Annotated in this window: 18 protein-coding genes; 8 read left to right on the top strand and 10 right to left on the bottom strand. The window is 67.5% G+C overall.

Annotated features, from left to right (window positions below; translation table 11 throughout):
* The first annotated feature begins 52 nt into the window (after nt 1–52).
* Nucleotides 53–1,732: a DUF2207 domain-containing protein gene (locus ABZ004_RS37050; RefSeq protein WP_355686453.1), complete on the top strand. Its 1,680-nt coding sequence runs from the start codon at nt 53–55 to the stop codon at nt 1,730–1,732.
* Between the two features lie 469 nt (nt 1,733–2,201).
* Nucleotides 2,202–2,849 (top strand): hypothetical protein, encoded by a 648-nt coding sequence (locus ABZ004_RS37045; protein ID WP_355686452.1) that lies wholly within the window; start codon nt 2,202–2,204, stop codon nt 2,847–2,849.
* 50 nt (nt 2,850–2,899) lie between these two features.
* On the opposite strand, the gene ABZ004_RS37040 is transcribed toward ABZ004_RS37045, so the two are convergent.
* The 5 genes from ABZ004_RS37040 to ABZ004_RS37020 all read right to left on the bottom strand — a co-directional run bounded on the left by ABZ004_RS37040 (nt 2,900) and on the right by ABZ004_RS37020 (nt 8,240).
* Nucleotides 2,900–4,180 carry a peptidase C39 family protein gene (locus ABZ004_RS37040; RefSeq protein ID WP_355686451.1) on the bottom strand — a complete coding sequence of 427 codons (1,281 nt, stop codon included), beginning with the start codon at nt 4,178–4,180 and terminating at the stop codon, nt 2,900–2,902.
* 68 nt (nt 4,181–4,248) lie between these two features.
* Nucleotides 4,249–4,815: a GNAT family N-acetyltransferase gene (locus ABZ004_RS37035; RefSeq protein ID WP_355686449.1), complete on the bottom strand. Its 567-nt coding sequence runs from the start codon at nt 4,813–4,815 to the stop codon at nt 4,249–4,251.
* 45 nt (nt 4,816–4,860) lie between these two features.
* Nucleotides 4,861–5,709, bottom strand: a complete 849-nt coding sequence (locus ABZ004_RS37030) for a lysozyme (protein WP_355686447.1) — start codon at nt 5,707–5,709, stop codon at nt 4,861–4,863.
* Between the two features lie 104 nt (nt 5,710–5,813).
* A complete protein-coding gene (locus ABZ004_RS37025; RefSeq protein WP_355686446.1) occupies nt 5,814–7,007 on the bottom strand; it encodes a neutral zinc metallopeptidase in 1,194 nt (397 codons plus the stop codon).
* Between the two features lie 36 nt (nt 7,008–7,043).
* On the bottom strand, nt 7,044–8,240 hold the full coding sequence (locus ABZ004_RS37020; protein ID WP_355686445.1) for a neutral zinc metallopeptidase: 1,197 nt from the start codon (nt 8,238–8,240) through the stop codon (nt 7,044–7,046).
* A 108-nt stretch (nt 8,241–8,348) separates the two neighbouring features.
* On the opposite strand from ABZ004_RS37020, the gene cysS reads away from it, so the two are divergent.
* Nucleotides 8,349–9,782, top strand: a complete 1,434-nt coding sequence (cysS, locus tag ABZ004_RS37015; protein ID WP_355686443.1) for a cysteine--tRNA ligase — start codon at nt 8,349–8,351, stop codon at nt 9,780–9,782.
* A gap of 1 nt (nt 9,783) precedes the next feature.
* Complete coding sequence (gene rlmB, locus ABZ004_RS37010) at nt 9,784–10,743, top strand: 23S rRNA (guanosine(2251)-2'-O)-methyltransferase RlmB (protein WP_355686442.1); 960 nt, start codon at nt 9,784–9,786, stop codon at nt 10,741–10,743.
* Between the two features lie 58 nt (nt 10,744–10,801).
* On the opposite strand, the gene ABZ004_RS37005 is transcribed toward rlmB, so the two are convergent.
* The 3 genes from ABZ004_RS37005 to ABZ004_RS36995 all read right to left on the bottom strand — a co-directional run bounded on the left by ABZ004_RS37005 (nt 10,802) and on the right by ABZ004_RS36995 (nt 14,177).
* Nucleotides 10,802–11,692, bottom strand: coding sequence for a S1 family peptidase (locus tag ABZ004_RS37005; protein WP_355686440.1), 891 nt, complete (start codon nt 11,690–11,692; stop codon nt 10,802–10,804).
* Nucleotides 11,693–11,870: 178 nt separating this feature from the next.
* A complete protein-coding gene (locus tag ABZ004_RS37000; RefSeq protein ID WP_355686438.1) occupies nt 11,871–13,517 on the bottom strand; it encodes an alkaline phosphatase D family protein in 1,647 nt (548 codons plus the stop codon).
* Between the two features lie 75 nt (nt 13,518–13,592).
* Complete coding sequence (locus ABZ004_RS36995) at nt 13,593–14,177, bottom strand: TetR/AcrR family transcriptional regulator (RefSeq protein ID WP_355686437.1); 585 nt, start codon at nt 14,175–14,177, stop codon at nt 13,593–13,595.
* A gap of 85 nt (nt 14,178–14,262) precedes the next feature.
* Between ABZ004_RS36995 and ABZ004_RS36990 the strand changes: the two genes are divergently transcribed.
* The 4 genes from ABZ004_RS36990 to ABZ004_RS36975 all read left to right on the top strand — a co-directional run bounded on the left by ABZ004_RS36990 (nt 14,263) and on the right by ABZ004_RS36975 (nt 16,965).
* Entirely contained in the window at nt 14,263–15,414 is a 1,152-nt protein-coding gene (locus ABZ004_RS36990; protein ID WP_355686436.1) for an acyl-CoA dehydrogenase family protein, read from the top strand.
* Nucleotides 15,411–16,178, top strand: a complete 768-nt coding sequence (locus tag ABZ004_RS36985; RefSeq protein WP_355686434.1) for an SDR family NAD(P)-dependent oxidoreductase — start codon at nt 15,411–15,413, stop codon at nt 16,176–16,178. Before ABZ004_RS36990 ends, ABZ004_RS36985 begins: the two co-directional genes overlap by 4 nt.
* Before the next feature lie 116 nt (nt 16,179–16,294).
* Nucleotides 16,295–16,567: a type II toxin-antitoxin system prevent-host-death family antitoxin gene (locus ABZ004_RS36980; RefSeq protein ID WP_355686432.1), complete on the top strand. Its 273-nt coding sequence runs from the start codon at nt 16,295–16,297 to the stop codon at nt 16,565–16,567.
* Nucleotides 16,567–16,965 carry a type II toxin-antitoxin system VapC family toxin gene (locus tag ABZ004_RS36975; RefSeq protein WP_355686431.1) on the top strand — a complete coding sequence of 133 codons (399 nt, stop codon included), beginning with the start codon at nt 16,567–16,569 and terminating at the stop codon, nt 16,963–16,965. Before ABZ004_RS36980 ends, ABZ004_RS36975 begins: the two co-directional genes overlap by 1 nt.
* 5 nt (nt 16,966–16,970) lie before the next feature.
* Here ABZ004_RS36975 and ABZ004_RS36970 read toward each other — a convergent pair whose 3' ends face one another.
* Both ABZ004_RS36970 and ABZ004_RS36965 read right to left on the bottom strand, forming a co-directional pair.
* Entirely contained in the window at nt 16,971–17,138 is a 168-nt protein-coding gene (locus ABZ004_RS36970) for a hypothetical protein (RefSeq protein ID WP_355686429.1), read from the bottom strand.
* Nucleotides 17,138–17,557, bottom strand: a complete 420-nt coding sequence (locus tag ABZ004_RS36965) for a hypothetical protein (protein WP_355686428.1) — start codon at nt 17,555–17,557, stop codon at nt 17,138–17,140. The genes ABZ004_RS36970 and ABZ004_RS36965 overlap by 1 nt, the downstream gene beginning before the upstream one ends.
* Nucleotides 17,558–17,803 lie beyond the last annotated feature (246 nt).

The raw sequence follows: 17,803 nt of genomic DNA, 5'->3' as shown, positions 1-17,803 counted from the left end.
GGCCCGACGGGCCGATTTCATCCTGACCCTCTCGATACGGTGTGATTGGGCGATGCGTCTACGTCTGCTCGGGCTATCCCTGTGTGCCCTCGGTTTCCTGGCCCTGACCGGCGTCCAGGCCGGTGCGACCGCGAACCGCGGCTCGGCCGACCCGGTGGTGACCAACTTCGACAGTGAGATCAGGGTCGAACGCGACGGCCTGCTCAAGGTGTCCGAGTCGTGGAAGCTGAGCAACGTGACCGGGACGTTCACCCGGTTCGTCGTCACCCGTGACCACCTGCCCGACGCCGTCGACCACGTGCAGAAGGTCGAGGGCCTCGAGGTCAAGTCCGGCGGCCAGGCGAAGAAGTTCGAGCAGTCGGTCAAGGGTGACGTCACCTCGATCGCGGTCGCCGACGTCTCCGGCGACACCCAGCTGGATTTCACCTACACGGTCCGCGGCGCGGTCGCCAAGGTGCTGAACGGCACCGAGGTCCGGTTCACCCCGCTGACCGGCGTGAACCTGACGATCCAGGACGCGAACATCGTCTACAGCACCCCGCAGGTGTCGCACGTCTCCTGCACCGCGGGCGCGCTGGACAGCAACACCCCGTGCACGCTCGCCCAGATCGGCGAGACGGCCGGCCCGACCTTCCGCCAGCAGGGCCTGCCGCCCGGCAACGCGGTCCGGATGACGGTCGGCTTCCCCGACGGCGAGATCGCGGCGAACACCATCGTCGAGTACCGCAAGACCTTCAAGCGGGCCTTCTCCACCGACACCGCCCAGCTGATCACCGCGCTGCTGGTGCTGCTCCTCGGCGCCGGTGCGCTGCTCGCCCTCTACCGCCTGCGCGGCCGCGACCAGGTCGACCCGCTCCGCGTCGTACCGGCTTCGCTGTTCAGCCTCGGCCAGGACACCCGGATCGACTTCACGCCGCCGGCCGACCTGCGGCCCGGTGAGGTCGGCACGCTGATCGACGAGCGGATCGACCCGGTCGACGTCACCGCCACGATCATCGACCTGGCCGTCCGCGGGCACCTCACGATCACCGAACTGGAGCACGAGTCGGAGTACTCGCGTCCTGACTGGGAGCTCAAGCGGGTCCCCGGTGCACCGGCCGAAGAGCTCCAGCGCTACGAGAACGTCCTGGTCCGCGCGATCTTCGGCGACTCCGACTCGGTGCTCGTCTCCGAGCTCGGCAAGCAGGTCCGGGCCGGCCTCGGCCAGGTCCAGGACGCCTTGTACGACGGGGTTGTCAAGCGCGGCTGGTTCACCGAGCGCCCGGACCGCACCCGGTCGCTCTGGGCCACGATCGGGATCGTGGTCACCGTCGTCGGCGTCGTCGCCACCTTCTTGCTGGCCCTGTTCAGCAGCTGGGGCCTGCTCGGTCTCGCGATCACCGCGGTCGGCGTCGGCCTGCTCGTCATCGGACGCCACATGCCCGCCAAGGCACCGGCCGCCGGTCGCGTCCTCGGCCAGGTCGCGGCGATCCGCGGCGAGCTGCTCGAGATGGACGTCAGCGAGCTCCCGTCCGACCAGCACGCCGAGCTCTGCTCCCGCGCCCTCCCGTACGCCGTGGTCCTCGGCGGCTCCGAGCGCTGGATCGACGCCCTGGTCGCCACCGACGTCGACGACGACGAGGACGAAGGCTTCCACTGGTACCGCGGCCCCCGCGGCTGGCACCTCCAATACCTCCCCGACTCCCTCCGCAACCTCACCACCAACCTCACCGGCGCCCTCTTCACCCGCTAGTCACCGAGATGGTGAAGTAGAAACCGCCCGTACTACGGGGAACGGCTCATCCTGCGCCACGGTCCTACCCGACCCTTGCCACCGTGCTCGCCCCCGTCTCTCGTCGGACGACTTGCTAGCAGGGAGCGGTACCTACCCGATTCGGGCAGCAGCGCTCCCCGAATCGCACCGACGGCTCCTGCCCCTGTGCGCATCGAGGGTGGAGACGACCGTTTGGGGAGCCCTGCCCTTCCCAGAGCCGGCAGCAGAATTCCCCAGAAGGTGGTCGCCGCAGGCGAGGTGGCGAGGGTGGGTTGTGGAGGTGGCTTAGCTCCTGTGGTTGGGGTTCGCCTCCTGCTGTAGGAAGGGGCTGAGCACCAGAGGAGGAGCGAACCCCACAGCGGGGGAGAGGGCAGCTGGGAGGAGGGCGGCTGATTGTGCGGGAGGTGGACTGGGAGGTGGTTAGGGTCGGGTGCGAGGAGGAGGTTCGATGAGTGGTTCGGGGCGTGAGTTGCTTGATCGGGTGCGGCGGGGGTTGGCGTCCGGGGAGGGCGAGAACCGGCTGGTGGAGTTGATCGCCGCCGGCGAGGCGCCGCGCGAGGTCTTCAGGTTGTTCGCTGCCGAGGAGAGCCGGATCGTTCCCAGCGATCAGCGGAGTTTTCTCTACCTGGCGGCCAGGGCATCCGAACCCGGCGCGCGGGAGTTCTTCGCCGGTCTTGCCGCAGGGGAAGGGATCGCGCTGGGCAAATTGGCGGCGCTGGCCGACGCGACGGGGCTTGATGAGCAGACGTTGAAGGATTATCAGCCCCTGTCGGGATGCCAGACCTATCCGTCGTTCATGGCCTGGATGGCACTTAACGGCAAGCCCGCCGACATTGTTGTCGCGCTCAACGCGAACTTCGCGGCGTTCGGTCAGTACTGCGCGACGATCGCGCAGGCGATGCGGGAGCACTACGGGTTCAGCGACGAAGCCTGTGGTTTCTTCGACTTCTTCGGTACGCCGGTGCCGGGTGCCGATGAGCAGGCAGCAGCTATTGCCGACAGCAACGAGACGACCGGCGAAGCGGCGACGTATGCCCGGCTCTTCCAGGATTATGAGTTGCAGTTCTGGAACACCATCGCGGATGCGGTGAGGTAGGAACCGTCCGTACGCCGCCCCCGGCATACGGACGGCTCCAGTCCGGGGGACTACCAGTTCGCCTGGGTGGGGTGCGGGGGGAGTGGCAGCGACGTGGGGTGGATGACGTAGACGATGCCGCCCGAGTGGGGGATCCAGGCGTTTTCGAAGGCTTGGCGGTTGTAGATGGTGCGGACCTCGTCGTTGCTCTTGATCAGGTGCGAGGCGGGGTCGTTGACGACGACGTCACCGTCGATGGTGAAGCCGACGATCACCATCAGGTGGCCGTTGGTGCCGTAGCCGGCGCCGGGGAGTTCGCCGGCCTTGAACGAAAGCGACGCCACCAAAGGGATTCCGGCCTTGATGAACTGCTCGGCCTCGGTGAGGGAGCGCAGCCGGGTCACGAAAGCGTCCAGGCCGCGCGTACCGGCGTACGCGGTGTTGAACGGCCAGTTGCCGGCTCCGTCGTAGGCGTAGTCGAAGACCGAGCGGGCCGAGTGGTCGACCTGTGGATCCGCGTACGACGGGTCTACCCAAGCGGTCTCGGCAGGAGTCGGCCCAGCACCGTAGTAGTCGAGCACCATCGCAGTAGAGGTCGCTGAGCACCAGGCCTCACCACCGCCGTCCCACTGCGGGTACTGGCCGATGTGTGTCTCCTGCGAGTACGTCGGTACTGCGAGCACTCGTCCCCAAGCGCCTCCGCGGGGACTGACCGGCACTGTCGAGGTGGAGGGCAAGCGGGACGCCATAGCGCCTACAGAACGGAGTACGGGCGCAGCTGTTGTGCCAGCGAGGCGGTAGAGGGTCACCTTGAGGCGCCAGCTGTCCAGCGAATGGCCGGAGCGAGCTACGAAGGTGTCGACGGAGACGTTGCCGATCGTGTCGCGCTGACCGGGCACCGAGGTGCGGTGGATGTCACCGGAGGCGGTGTCGTCGCCGCTGTTCCAGCGACCGAGCACGTACCACTTGGTGGTGCTGCCTTGGTCGGAGTGACCTGACATGGCCACCTCGAGCCAGGTCCCGGCCGGCGTGGTGGCGTTCCAGGACGCGACCAGCTCGGTGAGCCCGAAGCCCGGATGCACTTCGGGTGAGACCCAGCTGGCCTGGTCGTAGGTCTTGGCGGTGCCGTCACCGAAGGGATCGACGTACGCCGTACTGCCGGTCGCGGACCCGAAGGTCAGGGCGTCGTCGGCGACCTCGGTGCCGGTGCTGGTGCCGGCCAGGAAGTCGGCCGACGACGTCCAGGTGTGGAAGTCGATCTCGCGTTCCGGCGACTTTGCGGTGCTCGGGGTGGCGCCGAGGGCGAGGACGACGAGACCGGCGATCAGGGTGCTGAAGGGGCGGGCGATCATCTTTCGACGGTAGACCCGCCGCCGCACCCTGTCGCGGTGAACGCGTGCCGCGAATCAATAATTCTTCGTCAATGACTTTCCGTCGTCGCCGAGCGGGCTTGCCACTCCTCGGCGAGCATCGCGAAGATCATGCCGTCGGCCCACTCGCCCTCGTGCAGTTCGGCCTTGACGAAGTGGGCTTCCAGGCGGAGGCCGAGGCGTTCCAGGAGATTCGCCGAGGCGGTGTTGGCGGCCCAGAGCTGGCCGATGATGCGGTGCATGCCGAGCTCTTCGAAGCCGAGCCGGAGCAGCTCGACCGCGGCCTCGGCGGCATACCCGTGGCCGTGCGACTCGGGATGGAACACGAATCCGATCTCGCCGGTCTTGTGCTCGATGCTGTTCACGAAAAGGGTGACCTCGCCGAGGTGCTGCCCGGTCTCGCGCAGGATCACGGCAAGCGTCAGCGCCTGACCGTCGGCGTTCATCGCTACGGCGGTCAGGCGCTTGGCGAGTGACTCGCGGACCTCTTCCGGCGTCTTCGAGTCGTAGAGCAGGAACCTGGTGACGTCGTCGTTGGACTGCAACTTCAACAGGTCGTCATAGTCGGATTCAAGGTAGTGGCGAAGAGTTAGACGGTCGGTCTCGATCGGCAGCACATCTCAAAGCCTAGGAGAGGTGTGCAAGCCAATAAAACAAGGTGGTTAGCCGTTGGCTAGGGCAACCAAGCGGGTCTGGTCGCCGTTGAAGCGGTCCTGGTCGATCGGGGTCGAGCTGTACTGCCAGATGGTGTGGTACGGCCAGCCACCCGGCAGGGTGCCCGGGGACGAGGCGTACTTCGCCACCCACAGCGGGTTGGTGCTGCTGAAGGCGGTGCTGTTGCCGGTGCAGCGCGTCCACCAGTCGAGGTTGGTGTAGATCGGGGCGTCGCGGCCGGTGCGCGACTTGTAGGTGTTCAGCCAGTCCCGGATCCAGCTGACCATCGATGCCTGGGACAGTCCGTAACATGTTGCACCGTAGGGGTTGTACTCGATGTCGAGGGCCCCCGGCAACGTCCGGCCGTCCCGGGACCAGGCGCCGCCGCGGTCGACGAAGTAGTTCGCCTGGTTGGCGCCGCTGGAGTCGTTCGGGGTGGCGAAGTGGTAGGCGCCACGGATCATGCCGACGTTGTAGGACCCGTTGTACTGCTGGGCGAAGTACGGGTTGGAGTAGTAGTTGCCTTCGGTCGCCTTCGAGTACGCGAACCGCTTGCCGGCGTTCCACTGCGCGGCCCAGTCGACGTTGCCCTGGTGACTGGAGACGTCGATGCCTTCGACGCTGGCGGCGGGTGCCATCACGGCCGGCTGGGCCGCGACGGCGGTGTCCTGACGCCAGCCCATGAAGGCGTCGCCGGCTTTGCTGATGCCGTGCTGCCGGGCCTCGGGGGTCGGCTGGTGCGCGGCCGGGGTGGGGGCGGAGCCTTCCGGTACCGGGGCAGCGTTGGCAAAGGTGGCGCCGGCCAAGGGGGTCAGGAACAGACCCAGGCAGGCGGCACCCGTGACGAGAGATCTCACGAGGAACCTCCAGAGAGCGATGAGGGGCGGACAGAGCGCTCAGCCGAAGTGTGACCCAGAGATCAGTAAGAAACAACCAGTAAATCGAAATTGGATGTGAGTATCTACCGAACTTTGTCCGAGGTCGCGGTGAAGGTGTTGCAGAGGGCGACGTTGCGGCTGTTGAAGCCACGGTTCATCCAGTAGGGCTGGACGTACTTGCTGCCGTGCGTCCGCTGGGTGTCCCACTCGTCGCCGGAGTTGTGCGAGATGAAGTTCCAGGCGTCCTTGTAGGCCCGCGAGACCGGCAGGGTCCCCTTGTTCGCGCCCTGGAAGACCGAGGAGAAGCAGGTCGCCTGGATCTCCATCCGGCGGTTGATCTCCAGCCGCGAGGCCTGGGTCGGGGCGTCGTACCAGAGCTCGTCGAACGCGTCCGAGATCCCGGTCAGGTTCTGCAGGTGATGGCCGTACTCGTGCGCCATCGTGTCGGCCATGTGGACCCGCACCCACATCCTGTTGACCCGGGGATTGTTGAAGTCCTGCACGTCGCTGCGGCCGTCGATGTAGATGGTCATGTTGGAGTCGCAGTAGTGCGAGCGGCCCGCGCTGCCACCACAGGGCGTCTGGCCGCCGCCGTTCATGGTGACGATGTTCGGCGGCCGGAAGACGTCCCGCCCGATCCGCACCTGCCGTGCCCAGGCCCGGTCCAGGCAGCCTTTCATCGCACGGTTGAAGGCGGTCTCACCGGCGATGCTCGAGGCGTTGGCGCCCGGCAGCCGGCAGCCGCTGGCCGGCTGGACCCCGGTCCGGTAGAAGGCGTCGCGGGTGACGATCTCGTAGTTCGTGGGCCGCCTGGGCGGTGGCGGGGTGGTCTTGGTGGGCTGCGGCGCTGTCGGCTGAGTAGTGGTGGGCGCCGTAGTCGGCTCAGTGGTCGGGAAGTAGGTGGGGTCGTCCGACGGGTCGCTGGTGGGCGTGTAGGTCCAGGACGGCTCGGGCTCGCTGTAGTCGTTCAGCTCGTGCTGCTTGTTGATGACGCCGAGGATGTACGCGCCGACCACGGCTACGCCGATGATGCCGAGCGGGAGAAGGATCAGCCACACCTTGCTCTTCTTCTTGGGCTGCTGAGGCCCACCAGGTCCACCCGGTCCCCAGCCGAAGCCGGGTCCGGGCGGAGGTCCGCCGAACTGAGGGCCTGCGTACGGCGTACCGGTGTACTGCTGTGGTGCGCCGTAGCCCTGTTGCGGGTACTGCGGCGCGCCCCACTGCTGTGGTGGGCCCTGGTAAGGCGGCTGACCGCCGTACGGCTGCTGGTTCGACAAGGTTCCTCCTCCGGCAGAACCGTATCTGCCAGAGGGTCAGGAAACCTGTGAGTTGGGTGCGAGGAAGGTATTGCACGCGGCGATGTTGCGGGTGTTGTAGCCGCGGTGGAACCAGTAGCCGTGGTTCCTCATCGTGCCGTGGATCCGCTCGCCGGTCGGGTCGTTCTCGTCGCCGGAGTGGTTCGTCCAGTAGTCCAGGCCGGACTTCATCAGCCCGGTGAACGGGTAGGTTGACTTGTTCGCGGCCAGGAAGATCCCGGCCAGACAGCTCGCCTGCAGCTCCAGCCGGCGGCTCTGCTCCCACTCGCCGGCAGTCGTCCCGGTCTCGTAGCCCAGCGACTGGGAGGCGTCCAGGATGCCGGTCAGCTTCTGCACGTGGTGGGCGTACTCGTGCGCCACGGTGAAGGCCATACCCGCCCGGAGCAGCGCTTGGTTCTGCGCGCCGCGGTACTGCGGGTAGCGCTGGGTGTCCGCGAAGCCGGCCATGTAGATGGTGCGGTTCGCTCCGCAGTAGAAGGACGTCGGCGCGTTCCCGGAGCACGGTGACGACACATGGGCGCTCATCACGATCGTCGTCGGCACCTGGAATGCCCACCCGCCGGCCCGGACCTGCCGCGGCCAGCCCCGGTCGGAGCAGCCCTTCACCACCAGGTAGTACTTGTTGGCGTTGGCGATGCTGGTCGCCCGGGCCTTCGACTCCCGGCAACCGATCCCCGGCTGCAGACCGGTCCGGTAGAACTTGTTCCGGCTGACGATCTCGTACGGCGTGGCCCGGCGCGGCGGAGGCGGTGACGTCTTGGTGGGCTTCGGCTGGGTCGACTGGCCCGTGGTCGGTTCCTCGGTCGGCTCGGTGGTCGCAGAGTCGGTCGGCTCGGTCGTGGCCGAGTACGTCGGCTGCGGATCGGCGTAGTTGCTGTGCCGGTGCTGCTTGGCGACCACGCCGGCGATCCAGAGGCCGGCAACGCCGACGAGCAGCACCAGCGGGAGGACGATCAGCCAGGCCTTGCTCTTCTTCTTCGGGGGCTGCTGCGGACCACCAGGGCCCCAGCCGAAGGCGTGCTGCTGAGGGGGATACGGCTGGCCGCCGTACTGCGGGGGTGGGTACTGCTGCTGGTACTGCGGCTGCTGTGAGTACTGCGGTTGTTGCGGCGGGTACTGCGGGGTGCCCCACTGCTGGGGTGGGCCCTGGTATGGCGGTTGCTGCGGGCCGCCGTACGGCTGCTGGTTCGACAAGGCGTCCTCCTCGGGCAGCACCGTACCTGTAGGCGGGGTTTGTCCCGCAGGTGACCGATCTGGGGTCAATTGTCAAGAGCACCCCCTTATCACCGTTACCCTTGATCGGTGACACTTCGCTTGTACGACACCGCGACAGCAGCAGTGAGGGATTTCGTACCGGTCCATCCGGGCAAGGTCGGGATCTACCACTGTGGGCTGACGGTGCAGGGTGCCCCGCACGTCGGGCACATCTACAAGGAGATCGTGTTCGACGTCCTCCGGCGCTGGTTCGAGCGCTCCGGGTACGAGGTCACCGTGATCGCGAACGTCACCGACATCGACGACAAGATCCTGGCCAAGTCCGCCGAGCGGAACGTGCCGTGGTGGGCGCACGCCTACGAGTTCGAGCGCGAACTGCACTGGGCGTACGACGTACTGGGCTGCCGCCCGCCGACCTACGAGCCGCGGGCGACCGGGCACATCCCCGAGATGATCGTGATGATCGGCGAGCTGATCGAGCGCGGGCACGCGTACGCCGCGACCGACGGCTCGGGGGACGTCTACTTCGACGTGAAGTCCTGGCCGGCGTACGGCGAGTTGTCGCACCAGCGGATCGACGACATGGAGGCGGCCGAGGACGCGGACCCGCGCGGCAAACGCGACCCGCGGGACTTCGCGCTCTGGAAGGGCTACACCGAGGGCACCCCGAAGACGGCCTCCTGGCCGACCCCGTGGGGTGACGGCCGACCGGGCTGGCACCTGGAGTGCTCGGCGATGGCCGGGAAGTACCTCGGGACCGAGTTCGACATCCACGGTGGCGGCCTCGACCTGCGCTTCCCGCACCACGAGAACGAGCTGGCGCAGTCCACCGCGGTCGGGCAGAAGTTCGCCCGGTTCTGGATGCACAGTGCGCTGGTCACCGCGGCCGGCGAGAAGATGTCGAAGTCCCTCGGCAACGGCGCCGTCGTACGGCAGGTCGTTGAGCAGGTGCGGCCGATCGAGCTGAGGTACTACCTGGTCAGCTCGCACTACCGGTCGGTGGTCGAGTTCTCGATGGCGGCGCTCGAGGAGTCCGCGACCGGGTTCCAGCGGATCGAGGGCTTCGTCGAGCGGGCGACCGAGGTGACCGGTGGAGTCGAGCCGGCCGCCGATGTGCCGCAGGCGTTCGCCGACGCGATGGACGACGACCTCGGGACGCCGGCCGCTGTCGCCGTACTGCACAACACGGTGCGGGACGGCAACAAGCTGGTCGCCGACGGCGATTCTCCTGCCCTGCAAGAGAATCTGGCGTCCGTGCGGGCGATGCTCGGTGTGCTCGGGCTGGACCCGCTGGCCGAGCCGTGGGCGTCGCGGACCGGCGGCAACGAAGAACTGACCGAAGTGGTCGACGGACTGGTGAAGGCGCTGCTCGACCAGCGTCAGGCCGCCCGCGAGCGCAAGGACTATGCCGCGTCGGACGAGATCCGCGACCGGCTCAAGGCGCTCGGCGTCGTCGTCGAGGACACCCCACAGGGTTCCCGGTGGACGATCGCCGCGCACCAATCAACCGAAGGAAACTGAAGTGCCAGGCAGTAGTCAACGCAAGGGTGCGATCCGCAAGAAGCGCGGCAACCCGACCGCCGGGTCCGGCGGCCGGGTCCGGCAGGGACTCGAAGGCAGGGGCCCGACGCCGAAGGCGGTCGACCGCACCAAGCACCCGGCGCACAAGCGGGCGAAGGCCAAGGAGCGGGCCGAGAAGCGCACCGCCGGCCGGCGCCCGGACCGCAAGGACACCGACGCGACCGTCGAGTGGGTGTACGGCCGGAACCCGGTCGTCGAGGCCTTGCGGGCCGGCGTACCGGTCAGCGCGCTGTATGTTGCCGAGGGCACCGAGCGCGACGCGCGGCTGCGGGAAGCACTGCTGATCGCTGTCGAGCACGGCATCTCGCTGCTCGAGGTGCCGCGGCCCGAGCTCGACCGGCTGACCAGCGGTGGTGCGCACCAGGGTCTCGCCGTGCAGATCCCGCCGTACGAGTACGCACACCCGGACGACCTGCTGCGGATCGCCCACGACAAGGACCAGGTGCCGTTGATCGTGGCGCTCGACGGCGTCACCGATCCGCGCAACCTGGGTGCCATCACCCGGTCCGCGGCGGCCTTCGGCGCCCAGGGCGTGCTGGTGCCGGAGCGTCGTACGGCGTCGATGACCGCGTCGGCCTGGAAGACCTCGGCCGGTGCCGCGGCCCGGATCCCGGTCGCCCGCTGTACCAACCTGAACCGCGCCCTGAAGTCCTACAAGGACGCCGGCCTGTTCATCGTCGGCCTGGACATGGGCGGCGAGGTCGAACTCCCCGACCTGCAGGCAGCCACCGACCCGATCGTCCTGGTCGTCGGCAGCGAAGGCAAAGGCCTGGCCCGGCTGGTCCGCGAGAACTGCGACATCATCGTCTCCATCCCGATGACCAGCGCCACCGAATCCCTCAACGCCGGCATAGCCACCGGCGTAGCCCTCTACGAAATCTCCCGCCGCCGCGGCCAGTAGCCCGACGCAGAACAGAACCCCGGACGAGATCGTCCGGGGTTCTGCTTGTCTGCAGGGGTCAGTAGACGCTGACGCCGTAGACGGAGAGGGGTTCGGTGACGGGCTGGAAGAAGGTGGTGCCGCCGGAGGAGCAGTTGCCGCTGCCGCCGGAGGTGAGGCCCAGGGCCTTCGTGCCGTCGAACAGTGCGCCGCCGGAGTCGCCGCCCTCGGCGCAGACGTTGGTCTTGATCAGACCGGTGACCGTGCCCTCGGCGTAGTTCACCGTGGCGTTGGTGCCGGTGACCGTGCCGCTGTGGACGTGGGTCGTGCTGCCGCTGCGCTTGACCGATTCACCGACGAAGGCGTTGGCCGCCGTGGTGATGTCCTGGGACGACCCGTTGTAGAGGTCGACCGTGCCGGGGTGGTTGGTGAACGACGTCGAGTACTTGACGATCGCGTAGTCGTTCCCGGGGAAGCTGGAACCGGCGGTGGTCCCGAGCAACGTGGTGTGGCCGGAGTTGGAGTACCAGCTGGAGGCGATGTTGCCGCAGTGCCCGGCGGTCAGGAAGTAGTAGACGCCGGCGCTGTTGCGGACGTTGAAGCCGAGCGAGCAGCGGTACTGGCCGCCGTAGATGGCGTCGCCACCGGCGATCCGCTTGCTCAGCTTGCCGGAGATCTTCTCCAGCGTGATCCGGCTGCCGAACTGCTTGGTGACGCCGGTGAGGGAGTTCAGCTTGGAGCCGGTCACGGTGTCGTCGTACGACACGATGATCCGGCCGTCGGGAAGCGTCACCCAGGCGGTGCCGGGGATCGACGCATCTTTGCTCAACGTGGAGGTGATACTGCCCGCCGACACCTTGGACAGGTCGACGGGGGCCGCCGTCGCCTGGGTGGCCATCAGGGCAGTGGTGGCCGCGAGCCCGGCGGTGGCCAGGACGGCAGCGGTACGGCGGATGCGGATGAACTTCACGGTTCAGCCTCCTCACGATGAGGACGCGCTCGGGGCGGGTGCGTCCTTGACTTAACCGTGACAAAACCTACCGAAAACTGTCACAAAGTAAACAGCCAATTCCGCAGGGTAAGGGTTATCCTCCGCCGCGCCGCGCAAATCTCACGTCCTGTGAATCGTGTTCACCAGGTGCAGTCGCTCATCGCGTGACTTCGTACCGGACCGTCGAGGTCAGCTCCTGCCTGCCGCCGGCGACCTTCGCGTGGTCCACGTCGACCGCCACCCGGTCGTCGTCGACCACCACGGTCATCACACCGTTCCCGAACCACGGCCCGTACGCCGTACGCCAGCTGGCCGCGACATCACGCACCCCGGCCGACTTCGCCAGCTTGTGCAGAAGCGCCGTCATCCAGCGGGAGTCGAGCAACTTGTTCGCCAAGGCGATGTGCCGGCCCACCGGGTTGCGGAACGGGGACATGGTGAGCTGGCGGATCGCCGTACCGGGGTGTTCGACGGCCTCCAGGGAAGCTTCGGCCACGTAGCTGCAGTGCACGTCGCCGGACAGCATGAGGATCGAGGCCGGCGGGTTCTCGCCGCGGACCAGGTCGGTCAGCAGATCGGTGACGTCGTCGAACGACTTCCGGAACGATGCCCAGTGCTCCAGATCCATCCCTTGCCGGATGTCCTCGCCGATCCCGGCCGCCCGGCGACCCCAGGCGCCGGACGCGACCGCCTCGTTCCAGCCCTCCAGGTGATGCAGGCCGGGGCTGAGCAGGAACGGCAGCGTCGAGGCGAGCAGCAGATGGTTGATCGGCTCGGTCGCACCGACGGTGTGCCGACGGACCCACTCCCATTCGTGCTGGTCGACCATCGCGCGCCGCTCCGGCTGGAGATCGCGGGAGCACCGCGAGTCGACCGCGACCAGCCGCACGCCTTTCGACCGGGCACCGAAGTCGCGGTAGAAGCTCCACCGGGTGGAGACCGGGTCATCGTCGGCCTCCCAGGCGAACGCGTCCAGGTAGGAGCTGCGTTCGTCCTCGTCGTCGAGCGCACGCATCGCGGCGTACGTCGGGTCCTTCTCGAGCTGCTCCGGCGACAGGTTGCCGAGGTGTTGATAGACCCAGTACGAAGCGTAGGCGCCGACGACCCGGTCGTGCCACCACGGTTGCGCTGTGACCCAGCGACGCCAGCTGAGCGAGGTGTTCCAGTCGTCTCGCAGGTCGTGATCGTCGAGCAGCATGCACAGCGGCACGGTCGAGAAGAGCCAGCGCACCGCCGGGGTCAGCCACGCGTCGTCGTACAGCCAGGTGTACTCCTCGAAATTGCCGATCTCGTCGGCCACCTCGGTGTCCTGCCGCCCGCCATGTGCTTGACGCAGCTTGGCCAGTACTGCGTCCGACGGGTCGTCCGCGTACACCTGGTCGCCGAGCAGCAGGAGCGCGTCGGGCCGGTCCTCGTCACTGCCGGCCATCCGCTCGGCCAGTGCGACGAGGGCATCCGGGCCGAACTCCTTGAAGCCCTGCTCGTCGAAGGGTGCTGACCGACGGCACGACCCGAAGGTCAGCCGGAAGCTTCCGTCTGCCCGCGGGGTGCGGATCACGCTCGGTCCGTACGGGCTGTCGGCCAGGGGCCAGACTTGGTTGCCGTTCAGCTTCACCTCGTACGGCGTCTCGCTCGCCGACTGCAGTCCCTCGATCAGTACCAAGGCGTAGTGATGACCGTGCACCGACCAGGTCGGCGTTTTGTGGCCGAGGATCTCCACCTCGCACGGCTCGTCGGTCTCGACCCAGACAGTCGCCCGCGTCTCGTCGACGTACCGGAGCAACGGTCCTAGCTTGAGCTGCATCCTCCCAACGCTAGCGAGTGCGGCAAGTTCAGTCGTGGCGGAGGGCGAAAGGGAAGGAAGGCGGGGTGAGGAGACTCAGTCGTGCCGGAGTGAGTGGAGGACGAAGGAGGCGAGCTCCCGGTAGGCCTCGGCGTCGCTCAGGCCGGTGCGGCGGGCGATGTCGCCGCGCTGGATCGCCTGCATGGTGTGCGCGATCATCTCGGCGGCGAAACCGATGTCGACCGGCCGGAACGCCTTCGCGGCGATTCCTTCCTCGATCAGCGTCCGGACCCGGTCGGCCGCGATCCGGGTGTTCCGCTCGTACACCGACCGGGCCGGCGCGAACGTCGCCACGTCGTCCAGGAAGGTCCGGCTGGCCGGCCGGAGCGCGTCGGCGACCGCGTTGAGGTACGCCGCGATCCGGCGGTCCGGCCGGGTCTGTTTGGCGACCGCGGACTCGACCTCGGCGGTGGCATTCTTGAAGTAGTGCTTCACCACCTCGACGGCGAGCTGTTCCTTGCTCGGCGCCAGGGCGTACAGGGTCGTTTTGCTGCAGCGCAGCTCGGCCGCCAGGTCGTCCAGGGTGAATCGGCTGAAGCCCTGGGTCAGGAACAGGGACAGGAGCCGGTCGAGCAGCTCGGACTGCCTGCGCGTGCGGCGCCCGGGGACGACTGTTGTCATATCGAGACAGCATAGAACGATACGGAACTTTGGTCTTCAGTATCAATGGGAGTATCATTTCGGCGAGCCTTGAGAGGGGTGCCTGATGGCTGTCGATCGCTTGCTGCCGACCGAGGAATCCACCGACCTGCTGGCGCTGGTGCGTGACCTGTGCGAGCACGAGCTCACGCCGTACGCCGCCAAGGCCGAGGAGACCGAGTCGTTCCCGCGGGACGCCTTCCGGACCATCGGCAAGGCCGGCCTGCTGGGACTGCCCTATCCGGAGCAGTACGGCGGCGCCGACCAGCCGTACGAGGTCTACCTCCAGATGCTCGAGGAGATCGCGGCTGCCTGGATGACCGTCGGCGTCGGAGTCTCCGTGCACACGATGACGAGCTACGCCGTCGCAACCTTCGGTACGCCGGACCAGCGCGAGCTCCTGCTCCCCGACATGGTCGGCGGTAACCTGCTCGGTGCCTACGCGCTCTCGGAGCCGCAGGCCGGTTCGGATATCAGCGGGATGACAACGAAGGCCGTCCGGGACGGCAACGACTACGTGCTGACCGGCACGAAGTCCTGGATCACACACGGCTCGCACGCCGACTTCTACACGACCTTCGCGCGGACCTCGGGCGATCCGAAGCACGGCATTTCCGCCTTCCACGTGCCGGCAGCGACGCCCGGCCTCAGCTTCGGTGCGCCCGAGCGGAAGATGGGCCTGACCGGGTCCACCACGACGACGGTCAACTTCGACAACGTCCGGGTGCCGGTGGCGAACCGGATCGGCGAAGAGGGTTCCGGGATGCGGATTGCCTTGTCCGCGCTCGACTCCGGCCGGCTCGGGATCGCGGCCTGTGCGGTCGGCCTGGCGCAGGCGGCGCTCGACCTCGCCGCGTCGTACGCGCAGGAGCGGCAGCAGTTCGGTCACCCGATCTCCGACTTCCAGGGCCTCCAGTTCCTGCTCGCCGACATGGCCGCGGCGACCGAATCGGCCCGTTCGACGTACCTGCAGGCAGCCCGTCGGCGCGACCTCGGCCGGCCGTTCACCCAGCAGGCGGCGATCGCCAAGCTGGTCTGCACCGACAATGCGATGAAGGTGACCACGGACGCCGTCCAGGTGCTCGGTGGCTACGGTTACACCCGGGAGTTCCCGGCCGAGCGGTACATGCGCGAGGCCAAGGTGACCCAGATCTTCGAAGGCACCAACCAGATCCAACGTCTCGTCATCAGCCGCGACCTTCTCAGGAGTGTTCGATGAAGCTTGGCCCGTCCGATGTCGTTCTCGTCACCGGTGGCGGTTCCGGGCTCGGAGAGGCGACCGTACGCCGGTTCGCCGCGTCCGGCGCCGGTGTGGTGATCTGCGACCTGCCCTCCTCGGCGGGCAAGACGATCGCCGAGGAGCTCGGCTCTCGGGTGCGCTTCGCGCCGACCGATGTGACCGACGAAGCGGCGGTGGCTGCCGCGCTGGATGTGGCCGCCGAGCTGGGTGCTCTGCGCCTGGTCGTCACCTGCGCCGGCATCGCCACCCCCGGCCGGGTCGTCGGCCGCAAGGGTCCGTTGCCGCTGGCAACCTTCCGGCAGGTGATCGAGGTCAACCTGATCGGCACCTTCAACGTGCTCCGGCTGGCCGCCGAGCGGATGGCCGCGCTCGGGCCGGACGAGGACGGTGACCGTGGCGTCGTGGTGATGACCGCCTCGATCGCGGCGTACGATGGCCAGATCGGCCAGGCGGCGTACGCCTCCAGCAAGGGCGCCATCGTCGCCCTCACCCTGACCGCCGCCCGCGACCTCGCCGACAAGGGCATCCGGGTCGTCACCATCGCCCCCGGCACGATGGAAACCCCGATGCTCGCCGGCCTTCCCGAAGACGCCCGCAAGGTCCTCGAGCAACAGGTCCCGCACCCGGCCCGCCTCGGCCGCCCCTCCGAGTACGCCGCCCTCGTCGACCACATCCTCACCAACCAACTCCTCAACGGCGAGGTCATCCGCCTCGACGGCGCCCTCCGCATGCCCCCGCGCTGAAACTCCCCTGTGGACAACCCCGGATCAGGTTCCACCGACGGATAACTTCTCTGCCGAATCGACCAAGCGATTCACCGCAGAGAAGGTGTCTGACAAATATGTACTATCATGTTGCGATGGCTGAGATTCCGGTACGGATGTTGAACCAGGAGACCGCGAGGGTCCTCGCCCGGGTGAAGCAAGGCGAGGAGATCGAGATCACCGAGCGAGGCGCGGTGATCGCACGCCTGGTGCCCGCCAGCCCGTCGCCGGTCACGCGTCTGCTGGAGACCGGCAAACTACGAATGCCGCGTGTGACGGGTCAGATGCCACATCCTCGAGGTCCTCTGCGCACAGGGCCGCGAAGCGATGAGGTGCTGGCAGAGATGCGCGCCGACGAGCGGTACTGATGATCTACTTCGATACCGCGGCACTGGTGAAGCTGATTTGCCACGAGGCAGAGTCGGATGCGCTCGTGGACTGGATCGCGGACCACGCGGACGAGCTGTTGGTTTCCTCGGCGATCGCCGAGGTCGAGGTTCCGCGCGCCGTACGACGAGTTGAACCGGCTCTCCTCGCCAATGTTTCGGGAGTACTCGGCCGGATCGCGGTCTACGAGATCGACGAGGTAGTTCGAACCACCGCAGCCGCCTATGAGGAAACCGGCCTCCGCTCACTCGACGCAATCCACCTGGCCACTGCAGACGCCGTACTGGCTGAAGATCTGACCGCATTCGTCACCTACGATCGCCGCTTGCTCGCCACCGCAGAAAAGCTCGGCCTGCCCGTTGTGAGCCCCGGAGCCTGACCGGCTCAGGTCCACTTCGGGGGTTGAGGGCCGAAGACCAGCTCGTAGACGGGGTGGATGAAGGTCGACTGCTGATGGATACCGGTGAGGAGTGGCTGGGCGATCTGTGCGGTCAGTTGGCGCAGGGTCTCGCCGTCGTCCATGCCGTTGAAGTGGCAGCCGTTGTAGCGCATCAGGACCTCTTGATCGCGCTCGCTGCCGTGGACGGTGAGGACCATGATCTGCGTCCGTAGCTGTCGAGACAGTCCTCGACGTTCGGGCCGCTGCCTTCCGGGGCGGTGGTGATGGCGTTCACCAGAGTCTGCGCGGCTTCGCCGGCAATCGTTGAGCTTGCGATCAAAGGCGCATTCCGGTTGTCGAAGCTCGGATTGGTTCGCACCCGGATGGCGTACCTGGCGATAGAGATCGACTCGACCGATCCGATCGATGCCAGACCTCCGGTGGGGGCCGGTCGGCCCTGCGGTGTGTGGGCGAGCGGATGATCCGGCGTACAGCCGTTGACGTCTCTGCCGTCGATCACCCGGGCCGAAGCGAAGATCCGTCCTCTGAGAGTGTCGTCATCGCTGAGGACGGTGACCAGTACGCCGTCCACGCTGCGCGTCTCCTCGGTCCACCCGTGGTCGGCTGATCGAACGCCGGGTGTCCGGGACCCGCTTGCTATCCCACGGTCTGCGAGCCTGGCCTCCGCGGCCGCACCCCTGCTCCTAGCGCCGAACCACAGGTAAGAGGCCCGGTAGACCAGCTCGGGGTACGGGTCACGACATCCGATGGCCAGGATCGCCCCCGGCCGACCGACGTACGGCGGCCGCAGTTCCCTCACCAGACAAGGCGGTCCACC

Source organism: Kribbella sp. NPDC006257 (genome assembly GCF_040613535.1).
GTDB lineage: Bacteria > Actinomycetota > Actinomycetes > Propionibacteriales > Kribbellaceae > Kribbella.
The sequence above is the reverse complement of the archived record's forward strand: the minus strand, read 5'-3'. Positions and strand labels throughout refer to the sequence as shown.